This is a genomic window from Streptomyces sp. NPDC091280 (assembly GCF_044768565.1).
GTDB lineage: Bacteria > Actinomycetota > Actinomycetes > Streptomycetales > Streptomycetaceae > Streptomyces.
Genome location: NZ_JBIVUZ010000025.1, coordinates 70390 through 91958 on the forward strand (window position 1 = coordinate 70390; position 21569 = coordinate 91958).

Sequence of the window (21569 nt, forward strand, 5' to 3'; positions counted from 1 at the left end):
CTGTCTGCGGCGGAGAATGTACCGAGTCCGAAAGCCATGCGCACACTTTCGCCTGCCTCGGGCCGACTTCCAAGCCCTCGTTTAATGAACGGTGAGCGTGCGAACCATTTACGGCTTCCATGAGGGGGGGGAAATGGACGACATAAAGCGACCTTAGGACAATGATGATCTTGCGGTGACCATGCCACATCGACGGAGAGGCCGGTGCTGATCCCCCTCGCCTTTTTTGCGACGCCGTGCAGGCCGATTTCGCTCTCACCGAAGCTCCTACCATAGCCACGGCGTCGGATCTCGTCGAGTTCGGTCTTGAGCAGGTCCCAGTCCGGGCATTGGCGTACGCCTCACAAAGAAACAACTTCGGCTTGTTCTTACTGGAGGCTCGCCTGACAGGCAAGAGGTGTTCAAGATGGTGCCGGGTTGCTGTGACCCCCGAACCCGCCTTCCCGCACCTGCCCGGTCCGCCGGCCATCTCGCATCACTGGGAATGAGTGGTGGCGACCGGGTCGAGGCGTGTCCGGCGGACGACCGTGCTCGACCAGGGGGAACGGACCGACCGCCGAGGGGTGGTGAGGGCTGTGGCGTCGAGACCATTCCCTCCCGCTCTACTCGCCTGTGGCCCGGACCAGGCCGGACTGGTAGGCCCGTACCACGAGTTGGGCCCGGTCCCGCACGTCGAGTTTCGCGATGGCGCGTTGGACGTGGCTGCGGACGGTCAACGGGCTCACGTAGAGCTTCTCAGCGATTTCGTCGTTGGACAGGCCGCCCGCCACCTCGGCGACCACCTCCCGTTCGCGGGCGGTGAGTTCGGGAAGGGCATCCGCGCTCTGCGTGGTGGGCCCACTAGGCTCGGGCGCGGCGAGGAAGCGTGCGATCAGTGTCCACGTGGCAGCGGGCGACAGGAGTGCGTCGCCGGCGGCCACCGTCCTGATCCCCGCGAGGAGTTCCTCCGGTCCGATGCCCTTGCCGAGGAACCCGGAAGCCCCCGCGCGGATGGCCTCGGCGACGTACTCGTCGGTCTCGAAGGTGGTGAGCACGAGGACCTTCGTGGTGCGCAGTGTCTCGTCCGCAGTGATCTCGGCCGTTGCCGCGAGCCCGTCGAGGATCGGCATGCGGATGTCCATCACTACGACGTCGGGGTGGGTGGCGCGGGTCAGGTCGACGGCCTCTCTGCCGTTGGCGGCGACACCCACGACCTCGAAGTCCTCGCTCAGATCGATCAGGATCCGGAACGTGCCGACGATGAGGGCCTGGTCGTCGGCGAGCAGTACGCGGATGGTCACTGGTGCGGTACCTCCTGAGGGTTCGGGTGCTGTGCCGTCTTGTGCATCGGCAGTCCGAGTGTGACGGTGAAGCCGCCTTCAGCCCTGGGCCCTGCCTGCAGCCGGCCGCCGACGGACTGTGCGCGTTCCTGCATGCCGATCAGCCCGTAGCCGGACGGGCGACCGGGACGGGCTCCATGGGCGTCGGGGCGGCCGTCGTCGGCGACGGTGATCGTCACCCAGCTTCGGGCGTACTCGAGGTGCACCCTGGCGCTGGCGGTGCGCGCGTGCTTGGTGACGTTGGTCAGTGCTTCCTGGATGATCCGGTAGGCCGTCAGATCCACACCGGGCGACAAGGGCTGCGCGTGCCCCTCTGTGGTCACGTCCACACTCAGCCCCGCACGCTCGAAGGAGCCCAGCAGGTCCGGAAGCTGAGCGAGTCCGGGGGCCGGGTCTCGCGGAGAGTCGGTGTCACCGCGCTGGCGCAGCAGGCCGACGGTCGCCCGGAGTTCCCTTAGCGCTTCGTCGGTGGAGTCGCACAGGTTCTCCATCATCTCCGGCGCGCGCTCCGGGTGGTGGCGCATGAGGTATGTGGCCGTGCGGGCCTGCGTGGCGGCGAGCGCGATGTGATGGGCGACCACGTCGTGGAGCTCACGGGCCATCCGTATACGTTCCTCGCTCACGCGGCGCAGGGCCTCCTCCTCGCGTGTGTGCTCGGCGAGCTCGGCCCGGGCCTCGGCCGCGGCGAGATACTCGGTATTGCTGCGCACCGCGTCTCCGACGGCCCCCGGCAGCAGCGTCCACGAGATCATCCCGATGACGAAGGCCCCCCAGGGGAATGCGGGCTCGTGGGCCAGCGAGGCAGCGAGCAGGGTCGTGGTGGCCGCGCCCGCTCCGATACGGGCCGTACGCCGATCGGTGCGCAGAGCGAGGAGAAAGAGCGACACCAGACACGGTGCCTGGAGCAGGGGGTTGAGCTGGACGCCCGCGAGGGCCAGAACCAGCGCACACACCGTGGTGAGCCCCGTCGTCAGCCGAGGGTGATCGCGGTGCAGGAACAGGCACGCCGCCCCCACGGCGCTGGTGACCACCGCGAGCGTATCGGGCACGTGCAGATGCGCGTGGCTTCCGGGGGGGACAGCGCTCCCGAGGACCCCCATGGCGAAGGTGGCCAGGGCCAGGGCACCGTCCGTCGCACGCGGGTGGCGACCCGAGGTGCTCCGCCAGTCCCTGATCATGATGTGTCTCTCAGCCATGTCCCTTGGGTGCTCCTTCCCTCACCAGCATCCCCGATGCTGCTCGTGCCCCGCAGCGGAGCGGTAGGCCCCCCGGCGGGGGCCTACCGCTCCGTACGAGAGCAGTCGGTCAGACGCGGCTCGGTTCACGCTCCGCCTCATCGAGCCCAGAGGCCTGCGCGGGCTCGAGTGTCCGGTTCAGCTTCTCGCCCTCGACGTCCACATTTGGCAGGACCTTCTGCAGCCAGCGCGGCAGCCACCAGGCCTTGTCCCCGAGGAGCGCGAGCAGGGCCGGGACGATGGTCATGCGGACGAGGAAGGCATCGAAGAAGACCGCCGAGGCCAGACCGAGTCCCATCATTTTGATCACCGATTCGCTCAGCCCGATGAATCCGGCGAAGACAGATATCATGATCACGGCTGCGGCCACGACCACCTTGCCACTGTGCCGGAAACCGGTGATGATCGCCTGCCCCGGTCGCTCTCCGTGCACGTAGGCCTCGCGCATGCGCGTGACGAGGAAGACCTCGTAGTCCATGGCCAGGCCGAAGACCACCCCGATCAGGAAGATCGGCATCATGCTGGAGATCGGTCCCACCGTCTGGATGCCGAGCAGGTCGGCGAGCCAGCCCCACTGGAAGACCGCGACGATCACGCCGAGCGCCGCGCCCACCGACAGCAGGAAGCCGAGCGCCGCCTTAAGCGGAACGAGGACCGAGCGGAAGACCACCATCAGGAGCAGGAAGGCCAGACCGACGACCAGCGCGAGGTAGGGCAGGATCGCCCCGGTGACCTTGTCGGCCATGTCGATGTTCACGGCGGTGGTGCCGCTGACCAGCATGTCCGCGCCGGTGGCGGTCTTGATGCCATCGGCCTCGTCCCGGATGGTGTGGACGAGATCCTTGGTCTTGGTGCTGCTGGGAGCGGTCGACGGGGTGGCCGTGAGGACGGCGGTGTCGCCGGCCTTGTTGAACATAGGAGGCGTCACGCTGACGATACCGTGCGTCGCCTTGAGGTCGTCGGCAACGGTGTTGGCCGCGGCCTTGGGATCGTGGGATCCCTTGGCGTCCACGACGATGGTCAGCGGACCGTTAAAGCCGGGGCCGAAGCCGTGGGACAGGTCGTCGTAGGCCCGGCGTTCGGTGGTCGACGTGGGCTTCGCCTCGTCGCCCGGGTTACCCAGTTGGAGATCGAGCGCCGGCACTGCGCAGGTACCCAGCACCACCACACCGAACAGGAGCACGAGCAGTGGCCGGCGGATCACGAAGCGAGCCCAGCGGGTGCTCAGGCCCGGCTTCTCCGCAGTGCGGGCCCCGTGTGCAGGAGTCTCTCCGTTCTTGGCCTTCTTGCGCACGGACCGGGACAGCACGGCTTTCGGGAAGAAGCCGAGCAGCGCGGGCAGCAGCGTCAGGGCGATCAGTACCGCGATCAGGACCGTGAACGCCGCGGCTATGCCCATCTTGGTGAGCATCCCAAGACCGGCGACGGACAGGCCGACGAGGGCGATGATCACGGTGAGGCCGGCGAACACCACGGCGGAGCCCGCCGTACCGACGGCCCGCCCGACGGCTTCCTCCGGATCTCGGCCCTCCGCCCGTTCGGACCGGTAGCGGGAAACGATGAACAGGGCGTAGTCGATGCCGACGGCGAGTCCGAGCATCAGCGCCAGTGTGGTGGTCGTGGACGAGAAGCCGATGGTGCTGGCGAGGGCCGTGATGGTGGCGACGCCGGTACCGATGCCGAGCAGCGCGGTGATCAGCGGCAGGCCCGCTGCCACTAGAGATCCGAATGTGATCAGCAGGACGACCGCCGCGGCGGCGACACCGATCACCTCGGTCGTGCCGGACATCTCCATCGACTGCAGGGCGTCGCCGCCGATCTCCACTGTCAGACCGGCGTCACGGGCGTCCTGCGCCGCGCCCTTGAGGGCGGTGGTCGTGGAGTCGGTGAGCTGGCTGTTCGGCTTCGCGTAGTTGATGGTGGCGTACGCGGTGGTTCCGTCCTTGCTCACGGCATGCGCCGTGAAGGGATCAAGAGCGCTTTTCACCTGCTTGCCATTGGCGAGCTCGTGCACCGTATGTTCGATCGCGGCCTTGTTGTCGACCGCGGTGATCTTCTGCCCGTCGGGGGCGACGAAGACGAGCCGGGCGGTGGCTCCGTCGGAGCTGCCGCTGTTGGGGAAGCGCTGGTCCAGGAGGTCGAACGCCTTCTGGGACTCGGTTCCGGGAATGGAGAAGGAGTCTTGGGGTGCGGCGGGGGCCTTGACCGCACCGAAGACGGCGACGGCGAGTATCGCCGCCCAGAGCAACAGGAACCAGTGTCGTTTCCGGAACGACACTCGGCCCAGTCGATAGAGAAACGTGGCCACGAGGGAGGCTCTCCAGTCTGAATCTCGGCAGTGGGCGACGCGCAGGCCGCGAGGCACGGCAGGCCACCGCAGTAGCGGGGGGGGGGAAGCAGTTCACGCCTGTGCGGAGGCGGGATGTACAGGCCATCCTTCGTGGAGTGGTCTCTCATCGGCATCGTCGCTTGGCACGCAATCGCGACTACTGCCGTAGAAGGAGATCCGGTCTTGTCCGGCGAGGCTCAAGTAGTTCGTGAGGAGGACACGGTCCTGCGTGGAGCTGACTTCCGACCGGGCACTCAGATGAGGTGATCAGCTTCGCCGGGCGGTGGACGGGCGTGGCGGCGGTCGAGTCCACCGCGGCGGCCCGAACTGTTCGGACCGGGACCTGTGCGCACGCATGTGCTCCTTGGTGGGGTCGGCGGTGCCGCCGACCTGCCCATGGTCCCGCCCTGCCGGTGCAGCAAAGTCCCGGGTGGGCATACCGGGCAGAAGCCCCTCGACAGGCGCGGTCGTCCAGCGGATATCCGGATCACGGCGCCGATTCGGCCTGCCGGAGCTGTCCGGCGGCGGAGGTCTGCCAACCCGCGGCCATGTCGGCTGAGTCAGCACGACGGCGCAGACCACGGGGCTTGCGCCGCTTCCGCCAAGAACCTGCAACCTGCCGGGACGGCAACGGCTCCTTCTGACAGGCTGATTTGCCACGGCGCGCAAGTGGGTGATGCCCACCGAACCATCAGAGACGGGTCGGGCCAGGCACGCGCGGAACGCGCAGGTCTGCAGGACGGGGCCGTCGCGGCCGTGGGCGTCCTTCGTCGGCGGTCTAAGCGTCCACACCACGGGCGATCGGACCAGCACCGCGGCGGGGCGCAGCCGTCGCCCTCCGGGCAACGATCCTGGGGGCGTCACAGCCCGGCGGGTAAGCCACGCTCTTGACTACCTGCCATTCGCACCGTCGATGACTTCCGAACACCGCGCAGCCACCCGCGGGCCAAACGGAACCGCCATCACGCGGTCCCAAGCTCCGGGGACGCCCAGATCCGGACGCCGCCACAGGTCAGCACACAAGAACGCGGCCCGGCAGCAGGAGGTATCCGGGCGTATCGCCATGTCAGGTATTGACAGCAGTCCTTGGACAGAAGGCACCCACCTCCCGACCATATGAAACCGGAGGAAGCGCACAGGGGCCGAACCCCGAGTCGACTTCCTGATCGCGGGCCGGGTCGGCCCTGACACACCGAACGCGGCCGTCGCCCCGGTGACGATCTATTGCCCTGTCGCTGAAGCCGACCCCGCCGTAGCCGCCGCGACGGATGCCGCGCACAACCGCGGTGAAAGCCCGCTGGGAGAGTGAGGAAGAGCATGACTGGTGTCATCAAACAGGAGCAGCCGCTGCTGATCGGCGGGGCATGGGGGGAGGCCTCTCGCAGCCAGACCTACGAAAAGTCCGACCCGTTCACCGGCAAGGTGGTCACCGAAGCCGCCGCGGCATCGGCCACCGACGCGCAGCGCGCCGCCGACGCCGCCGACAACGCCTTCGAGGCCTGGGCGGCGACTCCGGCTGAGGAGCGCGCCCGCCTGCTGCGTGCCGCTGCGGACCTGATCGAGGAGCGGGCCCAGGAGATCGCCGCCACCATGACGGCCGAGTGCGGGGCGACGTTCGGCTGGGGCATGTTCAACTGCACGCTGGCGGCAGGGGTGTTCAGGCATGCAGCGACGCTGGCTGGCGAGGTCGACAAGGAAGTGGCGATCGAGTCGCACGTCCCGGGCCTCAACGCCAGGGCTGTACGCCGGCCGGCCGGGGTCGTGACCGGCATCGCCCCGTGGAACGCCCCCGTCATTCTCGCGGCGCGTGCCGTGGCTGCCCCCCTGGCCCTGGGCAACACGGTGGTGCTCAAGGCATCCGAGGAGTGCCCGCGCACTCATGCCGCGATCGCCGCCGCGCTCCACGACGCTGGCGTCCCCAAGGGCGTGATCAACCTGATCACCAATCACCCGGAGGACGCGCCCGGGGTCGTCGAGGCCCTCATCGCCCACCCGGCCGTGGCCCGCGTCAACTTCACCGGCTCCACCCGCGTCGGCACCCTCATCGCCCGCACCGCGGCCACCCACCTCAAGCGCACGCTCCTCGAACTCGGTGGCAAGGCCCCCTTCGTCGTCCTCGCCGACGCGGACCTGGACGAGGCCGCCTCGGCGGCGAACTTCGGCGCCTTCATGAACTCCGGCCAGATCTGCATGAGCACCGAACGCATCGTCGTCGACCGCAGCGTCGCCGCCGCGTTCGAGGCGAAGCTCGTCGCCAAGGCCGAAGCCTTGACCGTCGGTGACCCCCGTGACCCGAAGACCCAGATCGGACCGGTGATCAACGAGGCGGCCGCCGGGCGCATCCGAGACCTCGTCGCGGACGCCCAGGCGAAGGGCGCGCGCGTGCTGACCGGCGGCGGCACGAAGGGACTCCTGGTGGAGCCGACCGTCGTCGCGGACGTCACGCCGGAGATGCGCCTGTACGCCGAGGAGTCCTTCGGCCCGGTGGTTACCGTGATCGCCGTCGACGGCCCGGACGAGGCCGTCCGTGTCGCCAACGACACCAAGTACGGCCTGTCCGCAGCGGTCTTCGGCCGCGACGTCACGGCGGCCGAGAACGTGGCCCGGCGTATCGACTCCGGCATCTGCCACATCAACGGCGCCACCGTCCACGACGAACCCGCCATGCCCTTCGGCGGCGTCAAGCACTCCGGTTGGGGCCGCTTCGGCAGCACCGCCGCCGTCGAGGAGTTCACCGATCTGCGTTGGCTCACCGTCCAGGACGGCACTCGCCACTACCCCATCTGACAAACGCCCCGATCGGCGCACCCCTTCTGTCAGCACGAAAGGCCGGAGCACACTCCGGCCGGATTGGATCTTGAACGACATGACTGCCGCATCGTCGAAGCTGGACGCCTCGGAGTTCCGCCGCGTCCTGGGACACCTGCCCACCGGCGTGACCGTCGTCACCGCCTACGCGGCCGACGGCACCCTGGCCGGCATGGCCGCCAACTCCCTGACCTCCGTCTCCCTCGACCCCCCGCTCATCCTGATCTGCCCGGCCAAGACCTCCACCACCTGGCCGGCCATGCGCGAAGCCGGCACCTTCTGCGTCAACGTCATGGCCAGCCACCATGAACCCCTCTGCCGCACCTTCGCCCGACGCGGCACCGACCGTTTCGCCGACGTCGCCTGGCACAGCCGCTCCACCGGCCCCGGCCTCGACGAGGCACTCGCCTGGCTGGAATGCGAGATCGTCGAGGAATACGAAGCCGGCGACCACACCATCGTCCTCGCCACCGTCACCGCAATCGAAGCAGCCACCACCGGCGGCCCACTGGTCTTCTTCAAGGGACAGTACGGGACGTTCGCCCCCACGGACGGCGACGCCGACGTGCCGCACCACACGCACGCCATACCCCGCGCGTCCTGACCCACGGACCAGGGGCCGTCCCACGTCCGTAGCCGACCTCAAGGGCAGTTGTACATCGGCGGCCAGTAGTCCGACACAGTCGGCGGCGCACGCTCCCCGTGGACAGATCGGCAACCGGCCAGACACTGGCCGATGTCGCCGACGCGTTCCGTACGGTCGCACAGCGCGAACGGGGCGATGTCCTGGGCCGTGCGTACGAGGCGATGGTCGACCGTATTGGTGAAACAGTTGGTTCCCGGTCGCGAAGCTTGTCGATCAGTATGCGGCCCCGAATCGATCAAGCAAGGAGTGTCGTGCGTGAGATCGCCGTGTTCAGCGGTAGTGCCCACCCCGAGCTGGCGCTGGAAGTCTGCGCTCACCTGGGAGTTCCTCTGAGTCCGGCTCGGGTGAACAGGTTCGCGAACGATTGTTTGGAGGTGCAGCTGCAGGCGAACTGCCGGGAACGGGATGTCTTTCTAATCCAGCCGCTGGTCACCCCCGTGCAGGAGAACCTCGTCGAGCTGTTGCTGATGTGTGACGCCGCTCGCGGTGCCTCCGCCAGCCGTATCACCGTGGTGATGCCGCACTACGCCTACGCTCGGTCCGACAAGAAGGACGCGCCGAGAATCTCCATCGGCGGGCGCCTAATGGCGGACCTGCTGGCCACTTCCGGAGCAAGCCGTGCTCTGACGCTGACGCTGCACTCACCGCAGGTGCACGGGTTCTTCTCTGTTCCGGTGGACCATTTGCATGCGCTGAGGGAGCTCGCACAGCATTTCCGCCGCTACGACCTGTCCAACACGACGGTCGTGTCTCCGGACCTGGGCAATGCGAAGGAAGCGGCGGCCTTCGCCCGGCTGTTGGGCACGAAGGTGGCTGCCGGGGCCAAGCAGCGCTTCGCCGATGACCGGGTGAGCATCAGCTCCGTCATCGGGGACATCGCCGGCCGGGATGTCATCGTGCTGGACGACGAGATCGCCAAGGGCAGTACCGTCCTCGAGCTGTTGGACCGCCTGCGCGAGTTGAGAGCACGCTCGGTCCGTGTTGCGTGCACGCACGGACTGTTTTCGGCAGGAGCCCTCAAGCTATTGTCGGACCAGCCTGATGTGCTGGAAATCGTGTGCACCAACACGGTGCCGATACCGATCGAGCACCGCACCAACAAGTTGCGGGTCCTGTCGATCGCCCCGGCGTTGGCCGAAGCGGTCCGGCGCATCCACAACGGCGAATCAGTGAGTGCGCTGTTCGACGCGTCCTGATACGGGTAAGGGCGAGGCGATGGAGGCGGCGCCGGGCGGGTGCCGTCGCCGCCGAAGGCAAGCCGTTCGGATCGGTCACGGGCAGTCGTCACACACGGCCGCCGCCTGTGTACGACGGCGCAGCAACGCCGTGGTCTTGCCAGTCCGGTCCGCGGCAGGATCCGCCAGTTGAGGCGGGCGAACAACAGCCCGGAGAGCGGTGCCACGCGCCTTCGTGTTCGAGCGCGAACCAGCGCACCCGCGGGCTGCTGCCCGGTAGGGACCAGTTGGTGTTCGCCGGCATCGATTCCCAAGTGAACCAGGCCTACGGCCACGCCCGTTGCACCTGAAGGACAAGCAGATGCTTCATCACAGGCATGAACGAAAGCAATGACCGGAGATCCGCTGCACCTCTGATACTCGACGCATGGAGTACCAGAATCTCGGCCGAACCGGCCTCAAGATCTCCCGCCTCGTCTTCGGAGGCCTGCACCTCGGCGAGACGCTGGCGCAAGACCAGGCCGCCGACGTCTTCCGCGCAGCGTGGGAGAGTGGTGTGAACACCTTCTACACTGCGGACACCTACGGTGACGGAACCGCCGAGGAGGCCCTGGGCAGACTCGTCCGACCGCGCCGGCAGGACAGTGTCCTGATCATCAAGGCCGGGTACCGGGTCGGTACCCCAGCCACCCCGGTCAGCGGTCAGGAACGGGCCGCAACACACGGCGACGGCCCACTAGACCACGCACGGCTGTGGCGCCAGGGCGTCTCACCCAACTCGCGCGGGCTCTCGCGCCAGCACCTCACCCGGGCGCTCGACGCCAGCCTGACCCGCCTGGGCACCGACTACATCGACGTATACTCCGCGCACTTCTGGGACTACGAAACGCCGATCGAGGAAACCCTCGACACCCTCGACGGATTCGTCAAGGCGGGCAAGGTCCGCTATCTCGGCGCTTCACAGACCGCGCCGTGGCAGCTCTACCGCGCGCTGTGGGCCAGCGACAAGCACGGCCTCAACCGCTACGAATGCGTGCAGACACGCGTAAACCTGCTGGAACGCACAGCGCTCGAGGACCACCTGCCCGCGGCGAAGGCTGCCGGAGTGAGCCTCCTCGCGCACCAGTCACTCGCAGGTGGGCTGCTCACCGGCGTATTCACCAGCGTCTCGGACAAGCCCGGCGGCCTCGGCTCCCTCCAGCGGTACACGGACATGTACTGGAATGAGTCCACCTTCCGCTTCCTCGACCGGCTCGCCGCCATCGCGCACGCCCACGACCGCACCGTCGGCGAACTGGCGCAGGCCTGGGTCCTTGCCCAACAACCGGTGACCGCCCTGCTAATCGGCCCGAACACCCCGGAGGAACTGGCTCCCCAAGTCGCCGCGGCCGAGCGAAATCTGACAGTCGAGGAGCGCGCGGCGATCGACACCCTTCTCCACGAGCCCGGCTGACGTCACCGCACCCGCGCGCTCGCCCTGGACATGGGGCTGATCACCCGAATCCCAGTCCACGCGCCGCATGTCGCTCGCCTGACCTCAAACGCATCGCTTCTTCTTCGCCCGTTCCACCCCGGCAAGGCGCGCGCCATCGCCACCGCGTCGAGAGGCAGTGCCGCCCGCCTCGGGCGCTACACGCGTGGATCGACACAGAACCAGTCCGCCCTCACGCCCGTAGCCGCAGGCAGACGCGCTGATCCTGAACCCCGATCAAGCAACTCTCATCCTGCAGCCGGACACCCTGCTGTGTGCGGTGGTTGGCTGCGGACCCGCCAGCCGCCCGCTCCACCGAACGTCGCGCTGACTGGTGTTGCCCCGCACGTGGCTGACATGCCCGTATTTCGCGTTCGGGGAGTCGCCGGAGCAACCGCCCGGATCAGGGTGGGAGCCAGTGCACCACTTCCCAGGAAGCAACCCTGGTGTCGACGGCCTGCTGGGCCTATGAGGCTTCCGCCTTTCGAACGTGAATCAGGTGACGTTTTACTCGGCCAGTTGGAAGCCCGGGAGAAGAGGATGCTGTTCTGTGAACGGGACGCGGATGGGTCTTCGGCCTCGATTAATTGCCGCTCGATACCGGCAAGAGATTCACCGCAAAGCATTGCCCGCGCGAGTCCCTGCGCCATTGGTGCCGTGAATATCCATTATTGACGACAGTGCTGTGCACGAAACTCGCAGAACTTGTGGTGCAGGACCTACGGTTGCGGCCGATACGTGGTGGTGCATCATCACGCAGCTCGGGACGAACTCGTTGCGCTCTTCAGGGACTGTGTCCAGCACGAGGAGCAGCTCGGGAACCTCGATCGGATGTCGACCCTCTCGACATCGCAAGACCGGAGCGACGACGCCGGTGCTGTCCGCGCAGACGTCGGTTGCTCGTGAGCACCGCTGGTACGAGCCCCCGGACGAAATGAAGCCGTCCTCGGAAGTAGGAGCACCAATGCACTTCGCCCGCCCCCTTCGCCCTGCAGCAATCGCTGCGCTCTCCGCCGGCGCGCTCGTCGCGCTCTCCGCCTGCGGCGGCACAACAGCCCCCGCTGCCGACACCGCCGCGTCGAAATCCGGTGGCGCCAGCTCCGGGAACAAGACGATCATCTTCTCGCCGGGGACCACCAAGGTGTCGACCCTGAAGGCCCTGGCCGACGGGGTGAAGGCCTACGGACAGGCTCACGGCTACAAGGTGATTGTCCAGGACGCGGACAACAACCCGCAGACGCAGGTCACCCAGTTGACGAGCGCGATCGGGAACGGGCAGGCCGGGGGCGTCTACGCCCTCATGCTCGACTCGAAGTCGGCCGGCCCTGTCATACAGGCCGCGCGAAAGGCCGGTGTGCCGGTGTTCGCGACGGGGCTGCCCGCCGATTACGGACTTTCCGGGCTCGTGCCGGGGGTCAGCCTCGACTACACCGACTCCGCGGCCGTTGGCAAGGCTGCCGGCACCGAACTCGGTACGTGCATCAACGAGAAGCTCGGGGGCAAGGCACAGGTCATCCTGGGTGTGGCCGCCCCTGGCATCCCGGGTGCAAGCGTGACGGAGGCGGCCGAGAGAAAGGCTATCGCGGCCACCGCGCCGGGCGCGAAGATCGTCACGAGTGTGCAGATAACCGTCGATCAGGCCAAGGCCCAGACGGACTTCGCCAGCGCCCTCCAGGGACACCCCAGCGCCAACGCGGTCCTGGCCAACATCGACACGGGCGCGCTCGGTGCTCTGGGCGCGTACGCGTCCGCGGGCAAGAGCCTCCCCTGCGCGGTCGCCGCGGGAGGTTCCCCGGAAGGTGAGCAGGCTGTCAAGTCCGGCAAGCTCTACGCGCTCGTCGCACTCGACTTCCAGCGTGACATGGCCCAGGCCATGGACGCCCTGATGGGCATGATGAAGAACCCGAAGGCCATGGGTAAGCAGTTCACCGTGCCGCAGAAGACCACCAAGGCGGACAAGTGACAACCATTCCGACCGATCCGCAGACCGTGCCCACCGACGACGAGCTGCCCCCCACCCCGACGGCGACACCGAAACTGCCCCGCTCGGTGTCGGCGCTGGTCTTCCTCAGAGATCAGGGCGTCTTTGTGCTCTGGGGTGTGCTGATCGTGGTTTTCGCCTTCGTCGGCTCGCCGTACTTCTTCACCGTGGACAACGCCATGCTGGTGGCGAACGCCGGGGCGGTCACCGCGATCTTCGCGGCCGGTGTCGGAATAGGCGTCATGACCGGTTCACTAGACCTCTCGCTGCCCGGAACGGCGGCCGTCGCCGGCTGTGTGTGCGGCTGGCTCCTGACCCACGGCAGCCCGACCTGGCTTTCCCTGCTCGCGGGCCTCGCCTGCGGTCTGGTCATCGGCCTCATCAACGGCCTGATCGTCCTGCGCGGCTTCAATTCGATCATCGTGACCATCGGTGCGTTCTCGGTACTGTCGGGGCTCGCGGCGATCATCACGAGCGGCAACACGTTCCCCGGCCTGACCCAGCTCGAGTTCATGGGGACGCGTCACTACTTCGCGTTCGGCGGCTTCGCCGGCGTTCCCGCGCCGGTTCTCATTGTGGCGGCAGTCTACGCGATCGGATTCGTGTTCCTCACACGGACCCGTGACGGACTGCGGGTCATGGCGGTCGGGGCGAACCCAGAAGCGGTACGGCGCGCGGGCATCAACAGCGGCCTCTACAAGGTCATCGGCTTCGTCATCTCCGGAACCCTTGCAGCCCTCGGTGGCTTGGTCAGCACCGCGACGGTGACCCAGGCCAGCCCGACGGCGAGCGCGGGGATCATCTTCGACTCACTCACCGCCGTGTCCCTCACGGGCATCGCCATGAGCGGAGGCCGCGGCAGCCTGCCCCGTGTCCTCGTGGGCTCGCTGATCCTGGCGACCATCGCCAACGGCCTGCTCATCCGCGGGGTGCAGCCGTACTGGGCGACGGTGTCCACCGGAGTTCTCCTCATCGGCTCGCTCTTCTTCGAACGGGCCATCCAGGCCGGTGTCGCCAATCGGCTGATGTCCGCCAATCTCTCGGTTCACCAGAAGAAGGTCTGAGTATGTCCGTTCCCGCCATGGAACTCTCCGGCATCGAACACCACTACGGGTACGTGCGCGCCCTGGACGGCATCGACTTCCATGTCGATCCCGGAGAGGTCGTGGGCCTGCTCGGCGACAACGGAGCGGGCAAGTCCACCCTGCTGATGGTCATGTCGGGGGCGCACCGTCCGACACACGGCGAGATCCGCGTCAACGGCGAGCCGCAGACCTTCCACGCCCCGAAGGACGCCACCGCCGCGGGAATCCAGATGGTCTACCAGGACCTGGCCCTGGTGAACCCCCAGGACATCGCGACCAATCTGAATCTCGGCGAGGAGATCCTTCGCCGAGGTCCGCTGGGCTGGCTCGGCTTCGTCAACCACCGGGCGCAACGGCGCCGGGCGGAGGAACAGCTCGACAAGCTCGGCATCCGCAGCGCGCCGATGACCCGCCCGGTGGAGATGCTGTCGGGCGGCCAGCGCCAGGCGATCGCGTTCGCCCGCAGTGCGATCCGCGTCAGCGGGGCCTCGGGCGGCGGGGTCCTCCTTCTGGACGAGCCGACCGCCGCGCTGGGATACGAGCAGACCCGTCATGTCGAGGATCTGATCCGCCGGCTGTCTGAGCAGGGCACGGCGGTCGTGGTCGTCTCGCACGATCTGCCGCTCTGCTTCGAGGTGACCGACCGGATGGTGATTCTCAATCGCGGGCGGAGGGTCGCCGACATCGCGACTGCCGATGCCGACCGCGATGACGTCGTCGGCTGGATCACCGGTTCCCGGTCCTCGATGTTCGGTCCCTGACAGGTGAGCCGACCCGACGGCTGAAGCCGTGGTTGTCACGGTCAGCGCCACCGACAGTGGGTAGACGAGACTGGCCGCTGTCGGCCGGTGGCGAAGAGTGCTTCTGGGAGGACCGTGGTGATGACGGTGCCCTCGCCGGCGACTGCGAGGCAGCCACCTGCCGGTCATGGCTACGTGAGGTGGCCAAGCGCTGGTGTGAGTGGTTGTTCGGCCCAAATGGTCTTGCCGGAGTGCTGGCTGTAGCGGCTACCCCAGCGTGTGGAGAGTTGGGCGACGAGGAACAGGCCGCGGCCTCCCTCGTCGGTCCAGTGAGCCCGGCGCAGGCGGGGCTGGCTGTTGCTCGGGTCGGCGACCTCGCAGACCAGCACATTCTCGCAGATCAGCCGCAGTCCGACGGGGCCGCTGGCGTACCGGACGGCATTGGTGACAAGTTCACTCACGATCAGCTCGGTGGTAAAGGCCAGCTCGTCCAGCCCCCACGCGGCCAGCTGGCGGGCGGTGGCCTGGCGGGCCTCGGCCACGACGGCCGGGTCCGCGGGGAATTCCCGGCTCGCGGTGGACTCCGCCGGGATGGCGCGGTTGCGGGCCAGAAGCAGGGCGATGTCGTCGCGGGGCGGGGCGTCGCCGAGGCCGGCCAGGAGAGCGCGACCGATGTCGTCCAAGGCGCGGCCGGGGTCGGAGAGTGCCGCAAGGCGGTCCGTCAGCCGCAGCAGTCCGCTGTCGAGGTCGCCGTCGTCGCGTTCGATCAGGCCGTCGGTGTACAGGGCGACGAGGCTGCCGGGCTCCAGGTCGATGATGGTGGTCTCGAACGGCATGCCGCCCACCCCCAGAGGCGGTCCAGGGAAGACATCGATCACCTCGATGGTGCCGTCGGGCCGGACCACCACGGGCGGTGGGTGGCCGGCGCTGGCCAGGGCGCAGTGGCGGAATACAGGGTCGTATACGACGTACAGACAAGTGGCGCCAACAGTGTCCTTGTGTCCGGGGTCAGTCTCGCTGGCGAGCTGCTGGACGAGGTCGTCGAGGTGGGTGAGGAGCTCGGTGGGGTCGAGTTCGAGGTCGGCGAGAGTGCGGATGGCGGTGCGCAGCCGGCCCATGGTGGCGGTGGCGTTCAGGCCATGACCAATCACGTCCCCGACGACCAGCGCAACCCGCAGGGAGGGCAGGGGGATGACGTCGTACCAGTCGCCGCTGATCTCGGTTCCGTCGCCGACAGGCAGGTAGATTCCCGCGGTCTCCACCGCCGGGGTGTCAGTGGTGGCCGGAGGCAACAGGCGATGCTGCAGCGCGAGCACAGCGCGGTGCTCGCGGGTGTAGCGGCGGGCATTGTCCACACTCAACGCGGCTCGGGAGGCAATCTCCTTCAGCAGGTCTGCATCCCCCGCTTCAAATGAATCCGGCTGCTCGGTGCGCCAGACCGTGACGGATCCGAGCACCAGGCCGCGTGCGAACAGCGGAGCCCATACACCCGAGTGCCCGTGCTCGGGGACGAACAGCCGCCTCACTGCCGGGTCACCCATCACAGCGCCTACCTTCACCGGGTCGAGGAGGACGGCCCGGCCCTGTTGCCAGCTCCGCAGGAGTGCTGTATTTGGCACCGGAAGGGGCGTCCCACCGAGCTGAAGAAGGGCAGCGGGCCAGAACCCGGTGGCCGAGGCTACGGCGACCCGGCGGAGGTGCAGATCTCCCCCACCGAGGATCTTCGGGGGCTCATCCCCCTCGAGTACGGCTTCGGCGAGCTCGACACTGGCCAGGTCCCCGAAGGCGGGGGCGAGGACATCCACGAGTTCCTGTGCTGCAAGGGTGACGTCGAGGGAGCCGCCGATGCGGGCGGCGGCCTCGTGCAGCAGCTCCCGATCGCGGCGGGCCTGCTGCCGCCCGGTGGTGGCCGTGACCATCGCGACGACGCCTGACGGAGCCCCCCGAGAGTCCTCCATCCGGAATGCCGACAGCGACAGTGACCACTGCCGCCCCGGTACCTGCGCCGACCGCACCAGCAGGTCTCTCCCGATCAGCGGCACACCAGTCTCCAGCACCTGGCCCAGCGCGGCCTCGGTGACCTCGGCGTCCCGCGGGGAGATCACGTTCGTCAGTCGGCTGCCCGGGGGTAGGGCGAAGCCGCCGAACGTCTCGGGCGTGATGTTGGTCCGCACGACGGTCAGGTCCACGTCGTGCACAACGATCCCGACGCGGTCCCGGGCGACCAGGGCACGCAGCACACTCGCGCCCTGCTCCCAGTCGGTCACTCGCTGAGTGGGCGCGAACAGCAGGAGGGACCCGGTGGAGTCCGAGGGCAGCACCCGGAAGGCGACATCGACCGAGCCGCCGGACCGATGCCGCAGTAGTGCTCGGCCCCCCGCCGGGATCCCGGCCTTCCACCCCGCGGCGCCGTATTCGTGATCGGATGCGTCGGCGAGCAGGGACCGGACCGGGCGGCCACAGACCTCTTCGGCCCTACGTTCCAGCAGCTCGGCGGCCGCCTGGGACCAGCGAAGCACTGTGCCCTCGCCGTCGAGCAGGGCTGTCGCGATACCGGCGAGCGAGGCCTCTCTCCCTCCGGCACCGGTGGTGGACCCGCGCATCTCGCTCCTCAGACTCGGTGAACCCGCTCCTGGTCGCTATGTCCATTATGACCGTACGCAGGTGGTCCTGGAGCCCAGTTCCGTCACTGCGGGCGACCTCGCCCATGTGCCGGTACTGCTGTTGAACTCCGGCGTACCGGTGTGTTCCGGCCAGCCGTCATGGCGCGCCAGAGCCTCTGCGAGCAGCAGCGAGGAATCGCCGAACAACACAGGGTGATACCGACGGCCGACGGCGGAGCGGAGCTGTCGGACCTTGGACTGCGCAGACGCTGCCGATCGTTCCGGAGCCGGCACTCGCCCCACCCAGGCATTCAGCCTCTGCGGTCGGCGCAACTGTCGGGATAGGCGTGACACGAAACGTACGGCGCGGTATTCGCCGTGATCAGTGCGATCACTGCACTCCCCATCCGCGCGGCTCGCTGACCGGCTGCCATCGACCGACGCGGAATCAAACAGAGGAAATGCCAACACAGTGCACCGGGCGTCCAATCCGGTCGGCATGAACAACGCACGTGTCTGGCATGACACTCCGATTGCCAAAACCCTCTTGCCGGACTGCAGAGGCAGCAAAGCAATCCGGAAGGAGAAGTCGTGAGCACGAGGAGTGCGGCCGAACGCATCGGGCGGACCGAGGAATTGTTGCCCGTCATCGCCGCGCGAGCCGCCAAGGCGGAGGAGCTGCGACGCGTCCCGGAGGAGACGGTGCGTGACCTGATCGACGCGGGACTCATCCGCGTGGCCAATCCCACCCGCTACGGAGGCTATGGCCTCGACATCGACACGAGTTTCGAGATCGGCTGGCGGCTGGGCCGGGTGTGCGGTGCGACCGCCTGATTCTACACGGTGACCCAGAGCCACAACTGAGTGATGGGAACGGCCTCCGAGAGGGCGCCGGAGGAGTACTTCGCCTCGCCCGATGTGATCTCCTCCTCGGCGCACCCACCGGACAGACAAGGCGCACCGACGACGGCTGGTGGATCGCCGGCCGCTGGCCGTACTCCAGCGGCGTCGACCACACCGACTGGGTCCTGCTCGGCGCGCTCGATGCGGAATCCAAGGGCATCTACCAGCTGATGGTCCCTCGTGCCGACGTGGGGCGATCGACGACGACTGGCACGTCTCCGGCCTGAAGGGGACCGGCAGCAAGACGATCGTCATCGGCGAGCCGGTGTTCGTGCCCCGGCACCGGGAGACAAGGCCATCATGGCCGAACTCGCGACACCCCTACGCGTGACGCTCGCCCCATGAGGTCGAGGAAGGTCGTGGCAGTCCCCCGACCGCTCGCTTCCTGCGCCTACACCGTTCGAGGTGGAGGCGCAGGGCGTTACGGTCCCGGCCTGAGGCCCGTTTGAGCTCCCGACCCACGTGGCGGACACGACTCAAGGCGTCGCGGGGGCCGAGTACTTGGGATGGTGAGGCGCCATCGCCTCACGAGTGTCGCAGGGCGGGCAGGATGACGTGATCCACGAAGTGCGCCAGGTAGTCGGCGTCCCCCGTGTGGCCTACGAAGAAGGGACGCGCCACCAACGCGCTCCACACCAGTTGCGGCAGGAACTGCACCGCCCCTGGCCGGCGAGACAGCTCACGACGCTGTATCGCACGCTCCACAACTCCCGCAAGTTCCTCCCGCGCAGGCTCCAGCATGGACGTACGGAACGCCTCGCCGAGCTTCGCATCCGTCAGCATGGCGTGATGCAGAGCCGCGATCACGGGTGTGTCCTTGTCCGCTCGGGCCCCCAACTGCTCGAACAACAGCAGCAGATCGCCACGGAGACTCCCCGTGTCGATGCCAGGCCATTCCGCCGGCCGCAGAGACGCCACCGCGGCTGCCACCATCTGCGCCTTACTGCCCCACTGCCGGTAAATGGTGGACTTGCTGCACCGACCCCGCGAGGCGATGAGATCCATGGACAGGGCGCCGTATCCGACCTCACGCAGGAGGTCGAGCGTGACATCAAGGAGCTCGATCGCGCGATCAGGCGTCATCCGCGGACGACGGACAGAGCTGTGCACTGCTTGCTCGACCATGCCAGAAACCCCTCAATAAAACCGTACGGTTCCGTACTTTACTACGGTAGCGAGACCTCCCGGTCCCCGTGACCATACGCGTTGCCGACGTCGGCTCCCCCGGACATGTACCCGAGAGCCGGCAGTACGACGGATGCGATGTACGAGGCCAGCCACGCCCTTGTCGGCGGCTGGTCCTCGACCAGCACACGGACCATCACCGCTCCGAACAGCATGCTCGGCACGAACTCCAACGCGGGGCAGTCCGGGTGGATGTTCCCTCGGTCGACGGCGTATTGCACCGAACGGCGGAGAGCTGCCGTCTGCGGCTCGACGACGTAGTCGTGCAGCGCCCGCAACAGATCGGGGTTCTGCTGAGCGGCTGCCGCGACACCCCGTATCAGGGCCGGTTGCCGGTAAGCCACACGGTCGGACTCCGAAGCCATCAACGCGACCAGGTCACCGGACAGGGAACCGGTGTCGATCGTGTCCATCTCGACCGGTACGGCATAGCGCATGGCTCCGACGACCAGTTCGAGCTTGCCGTCCCACCACCGGTACAGGGTCGCCTTGCCGCAACCCGTGCGCGCGGCGACTTCCTCCATGGTCAGGGCCTCGTACCCGTCATCTCGCAAGATGCTCAGTACAACCTCGTATATCTCTGCTTCACGCGCGGGCGTCATGCGACGGCGTCGCTGTGGCTCCGGGGTGGTCATGCTGCTCGCCTCCGTTCACGACTGACATCACTGGCCCGCCTGATGCGTGTGGGTGCCGAGGATCTCGGTGTGGATGCGTGGGGCAGGGTTCTCCGTGGAACGAGTCAGAGCGCCGACTCGTCGCGCCGGTGCTGGGAGACATTGCGCGCCACGCTGTACGTGTCCGGGCGGATCTCGGTCAGAGCGCTTCCAGGACGACAGCCAGGCCCTGTCCGACTCCTATGCAGATGGCCGCGACTCCCCAGCGTTCACCGCGCTCGCGAAGCACGTGGGCCAGTGTGCCCAGGACCCGGCCGCCGGAGGCGCCCAGCGGGTGGCCGATTGCAATCGCGCCACCTCGGACGTTGACGATGTCCGGGTCGATGTCCCAGGCGTCGATGCACGCCAGCGACTGCACCGCGAAGGCTTCGTTCAACTCGACCGCGCCGACGTCGCTCCAGCTGATTCCGGCAGCCGACAAAGCCCGTTCCGCCGCCCCGACCGGTGCGTACCCGAACAGTTGCGGCTCCAGTGCGGCCGCGCCGCGCCCGGCGATGCGCGCCAGCGGCTGGGCTCCGATGAGGTCCGCCGCTCGTTCGGAACCGATCAGCAGGGCCGACGCGCCGTCACTGAGTGGAGAGGCGTTACCCGCGGTGATCGTCCCGTCGGGTCTGAACGCTGGCTTGAGCGAGGCGAGCTTCTCCGCTGTGGAGCCCGCTCGGATAGCCTCGTCACGGCGGAGATCGACGCCGTCGACCGATGTCGTGAGCGGCTCGTAGAACCCTTCGTCCCATGCCTGGGAGGCGAGCCGGTGGGAGCGCAGCGCGAATTCGTCCTGCCGCTCGCGGGAGATACCGAACTTCTCCTGCAACTGCTCGTTGCACTCGCCCAGCGACACCGTCCACTCCTGCGGAAAACGGGGGTTGGTGTGCCGCCAGCCCAGCGTGGTGGACACCAGCGTCTCGTCGCGCGTCGAGTACGGCTTCTGCGGCCTGGGCAGCACCCAGGGCGAACGGCTCATGGACTCGACGCCCCCGGCGAGCACGAGATCCGCGTCGCCGGTCTCGACGGCACGGGAGGCGATCATGGCCGCGTCGAGGCTGGAGCCGCACAGGCGGTTCACTGTATTCGCGGGCACGCTGACCGGCAGGCCGGCCAGCAGCGCGCCCATCCGGCCGACGTTGCGGCTGTCCTCACCCGCTCCGTTGGAGTTGCCGAAGACCACCTCGTCCACGCGCCCCGGCTCCAGCTGCGGGGTCTTCTCCATGAGCGCGCTGATCACCGTGGCGGCCAGATCGTCCGGCCGCACCCCGGCCAGGGCGCCACCGTGGCGGCCGAAGGCGGTGCGTACGGCCGAGTACACGAAACTTGCTGTCATGCCTTTTCCTCATCCGATGCGATGGTCCCGCGTGGCCGTGCGTCGCCGGGCCGCAGTCGGGAGTGCGGCAAGTGCGCGTCACGGTTGAGCGTGCCGG

The 21569-nt window shown here is 67.9% G+C and carries 15 protein-coding genes; 8 read left to right on the forward strand and 7 right to left on the reverse strand.

Translation table 11 applies throughout. The features are described from left to right. Nucleotides 1-602 precede the first annotated feature (602 nt). From ACIQPR_RS47080 to ACIQPR_RS47090, 3 genes are all read right to left on the reverse strand, one after another. Nucleotides 603-1280 carry a response regulator gene (locus ACIQPR_RS47080; protein ID WP_403663294.1) on the reverse strand — a complete coding sequence of 226 codons (678 nt, stop codon included), beginning with the start codon at nt 1278-1280 and terminating at the stop codon, nt 603-605. Beyond that, nucleotides 1277-2515, reverse strand: a complete 1239-nt coding sequence (locus tag ACIQPR_RS47085; protein ID WP_403663297.1) for a sensor histidine kinase — start codon at nt 2513-2515, stop codon at nt 1277-1279. Before ACIQPR_RS47085 ends, ACIQPR_RS47080 begins: the two co-directional genes overlap by 4 nt. Before the next feature lie 109 nt (nt 2516-2624). Beyond that, nucleotides 2625-4862, reverse strand: a complete 2238-nt coding sequence (locus tag ACIQPR_RS47090) for an MMPL family transporter (protein WP_403663300.1) — start codon at nt 4860-4862, stop codon at nt 2625-2627. A 1338-nt stretch (nt 4863-6200) separates the two neighbouring features. Between ACIQPR_RS47090 and ACIQPR_RS47095 the strand changes: the two genes are divergently transcribed. The 7 genes from ACIQPR_RS47095 to ACIQPR_RS47125 all read left to right on the forward strand — a co-directional run bounded on the left by ACIQPR_RS47095 (nt 6201) and on the right by ACIQPR_RS47125 (nt 14810). Next, the gene (locus ACIQPR_RS47095) at nt 6201-7670 is read left to right on the forward strand and encodes an aldehyde dehydrogenase family protein (protein WP_403663303.1); all 1470 of its coding nucleotides are present in this window, start codon (nt 6201-6203) and stop codon (nt 7668-7670) included. A 79-nt stretch (nt 7671-7749) separates the two neighbouring features. Continuing rightward, complete coding sequence (locus ACIQPR_RS47100) at nt 7750-8295, forward strand: flavin reductase family protein (protein WP_403663306.1); 546 nt, start codon at nt 7750-7752, stop codon at nt 8293-8295. Between the two features lie 293 nt (nt 8296-8588). After that, on the forward strand, nt 8589-9533 hold the full coding sequence (locus ACIQPR_RS47105) for a ribose-phosphate diphosphokinase (protein WP_403663309.1): 945 nt from the start codon (nt 8589-8591) through the stop codon (nt 9531-9533). A 406-nt stretch (nt 9534-9939) separates the two neighbouring features. Further along, nucleotides 9940-10965 (forward strand): aldo/keto reductase, encoded by a 1026-nt coding sequence (locus tag ACIQPR_RS47110; RefSeq protein WP_403663312.1) that lies wholly within the window; start codon nt 9940-9942, stop codon nt 10963-10965. 982 nt (nt 10966-11947) lie between these two features. Beyond that, a complete protein-coding gene (locus tag ACIQPR_RS47115; RefSeq protein ID WP_403663315.1) occupies nt 11948-12946 on the forward strand; it encodes a sugar ABC transporter substrate-binding protein in 999 nt (332 codons plus the stop codon). Then, nucleotides 12943-14028 (forward strand): ABC transporter permease, encoded by a 1086-nt coding sequence (locus ACIQPR_RS47120; RefSeq protein WP_403663318.1) that lies wholly within the window; start codon nt 12943-12945, stop codon nt 14026-14028. The genes ACIQPR_RS47115 and ACIQPR_RS47120 overlap by 4 nt, the downstream gene beginning before the upstream one ends. Before the next feature lie 2 nt (nt 14029-14030). Continuing rightward, nucleotides 14031-14810 (forward strand): ATP-binding cassette domain-containing protein, encoded by a 780-nt coding sequence (locus tag ACIQPR_RS47125; protein WP_403663321.1) that lies wholly within the window; start codon nt 14031-14033, stop codon nt 14808-14810. Between the two features lie 170 nt (nt 14811-14980). Here ACIQPR_RS47125 and ACIQPR_RS47130 read toward each other — a convergent pair whose 3' ends face one another. Continuing rightward, nucleotides 14981-17392: a SpoIIE family protein phosphatase gene (locus tag ACIQPR_RS47130; protein WP_403663324.1), complete on the reverse strand. Its 2412-nt coding sequence runs from the start codon at nt 17390-17392 to the stop codon at nt 14981-14983. Nucleotides 17393-17983: 591 nt separating this feature from the next. Between ACIQPR_RS47130 and ACIQPR_RS47135 the strand changes: the two genes are divergently transcribed. Further along, nucleotides 17984-18226 (forward strand): acyl-CoA dehydrogenase family protein, encoded by a 243-nt coding sequence (locus ACIQPR_RS47135; RefSeq protein WP_403663327.1) that lies wholly within the window; start codon nt 17984-17986, stop codon nt 18224-18226. A gap of 594 nt (nt 18227-18820) precedes the next feature. Here ACIQPR_RS47135 and ACIQPR_RS47140 read toward each other — a convergent pair. The 3 genes from ACIQPR_RS47140 to ACIQPR_RS47150 form a co-directional block, all read right to left on the reverse strand. Continuing rightward, nucleotides 18821-19420 carry a TetR/AcrR family transcriptional regulator gene (locus ACIQPR_RS47140; RefSeq protein ID WP_403663330.1) on the reverse strand — a complete coding sequence of 200 codons (600 nt, stop codon included), beginning with the start codon at nt 19418-19420 and terminating at the stop codon, nt 18821-18823. A gap of 41 nt (nt 19421-19461) precedes the next feature. Next, on the reverse strand, nt 19462-20034 hold the full coding sequence (locus ACIQPR_RS47145) for a TetR/AcrR family transcriptional regulator (protein WP_403663333.1): 573 nt from the start codon (nt 20032-20034) through the stop codon (nt 19462-19464). Between the two features lie 259 nt (nt 20035-20293). Then, nucleotides 20294-21472, reverse strand: a complete 1179-nt coding sequence (locus tag ACIQPR_RS47150; protein WP_403663336.1) for a thiolase family protein — start codon at nt 21470-21472, stop codon at nt 20294-20296. Between the last annotated feature and the right edge of the window lie 97 nt (nt 21473-21569).

What these genes read in the sequence shown, in the direction of transcription:
- ACIQPR_RS47085 (WP_403663297.1), bottom strand. Translation starts at nt 2,515, where the DNA reads ATGGCTGAGAGACACATCATGATCAGGGACTGGCGGAGCACCTCGGGT.
- ACIQPR_RS47095 (WP_403663303.1), top strand. Translation starts at nt 6,201, where the DNA reads ATGACTGGTGTCATCAAACAGGAGCAGCCGCTGCTGATCGGCGGGGCA.
- ACIQPR_RS47100 (WP_403663306.1), top strand. Translation starts at nt 7,750, where the DNA reads ATGACTGCCGCATCGTCGAAGCTGGACGCCTCGGAGTTCCGCCGCGTC.
- ACIQPR_RS47110 (WP_403663312.1), top strand. Translation starts at nt 9,940, where the DNA reads ATGGAGTACCAGAATCTCGGCCGAACCGGCCTCAAGATCTCCCGCCTC.
- ACIQPR_RS47115 (WP_403663315.1), top strand. Translation starts at nt 11,948, where the DNA reads ATGCACTTCGCCCGCCCCCTTCGCCCTGCAGCAATCGCTGCGCTCTCC.
- ACIQPR_RS47125 (WP_403663321.1), top strand. Translation starts at nt 14,031, where the DNA reads ATGTCCGTTCCCGCCATGGAACTCTCCGGCATCGAACACCACTACGGG.
- ACIQPR_RS47130 (WP_403663324.1), bottom strand. Translation starts at nt 17,392, where the DNA reads ATGCGCGGGTCCACCACCGGTGCCGGAGGGAGAGAGGCCTCGCTCGCC.
- ACIQPR_RS47140 (WP_403663330.1), bottom strand. Translation starts at nt 19,420, where the DNA reads ATGGTCGAGCAAGCAGTGCACAGCTCTGTCCGTCGTCCGCGGATGACG.
- ACIQPR_RS47150 (WP_403663336.1), bottom strand. Translation starts at nt 21,472, where the DNA reads ATGACAGCAAGTTTCGTGTACTCGGCCGTACGCACCGCCTTCGGCCGC.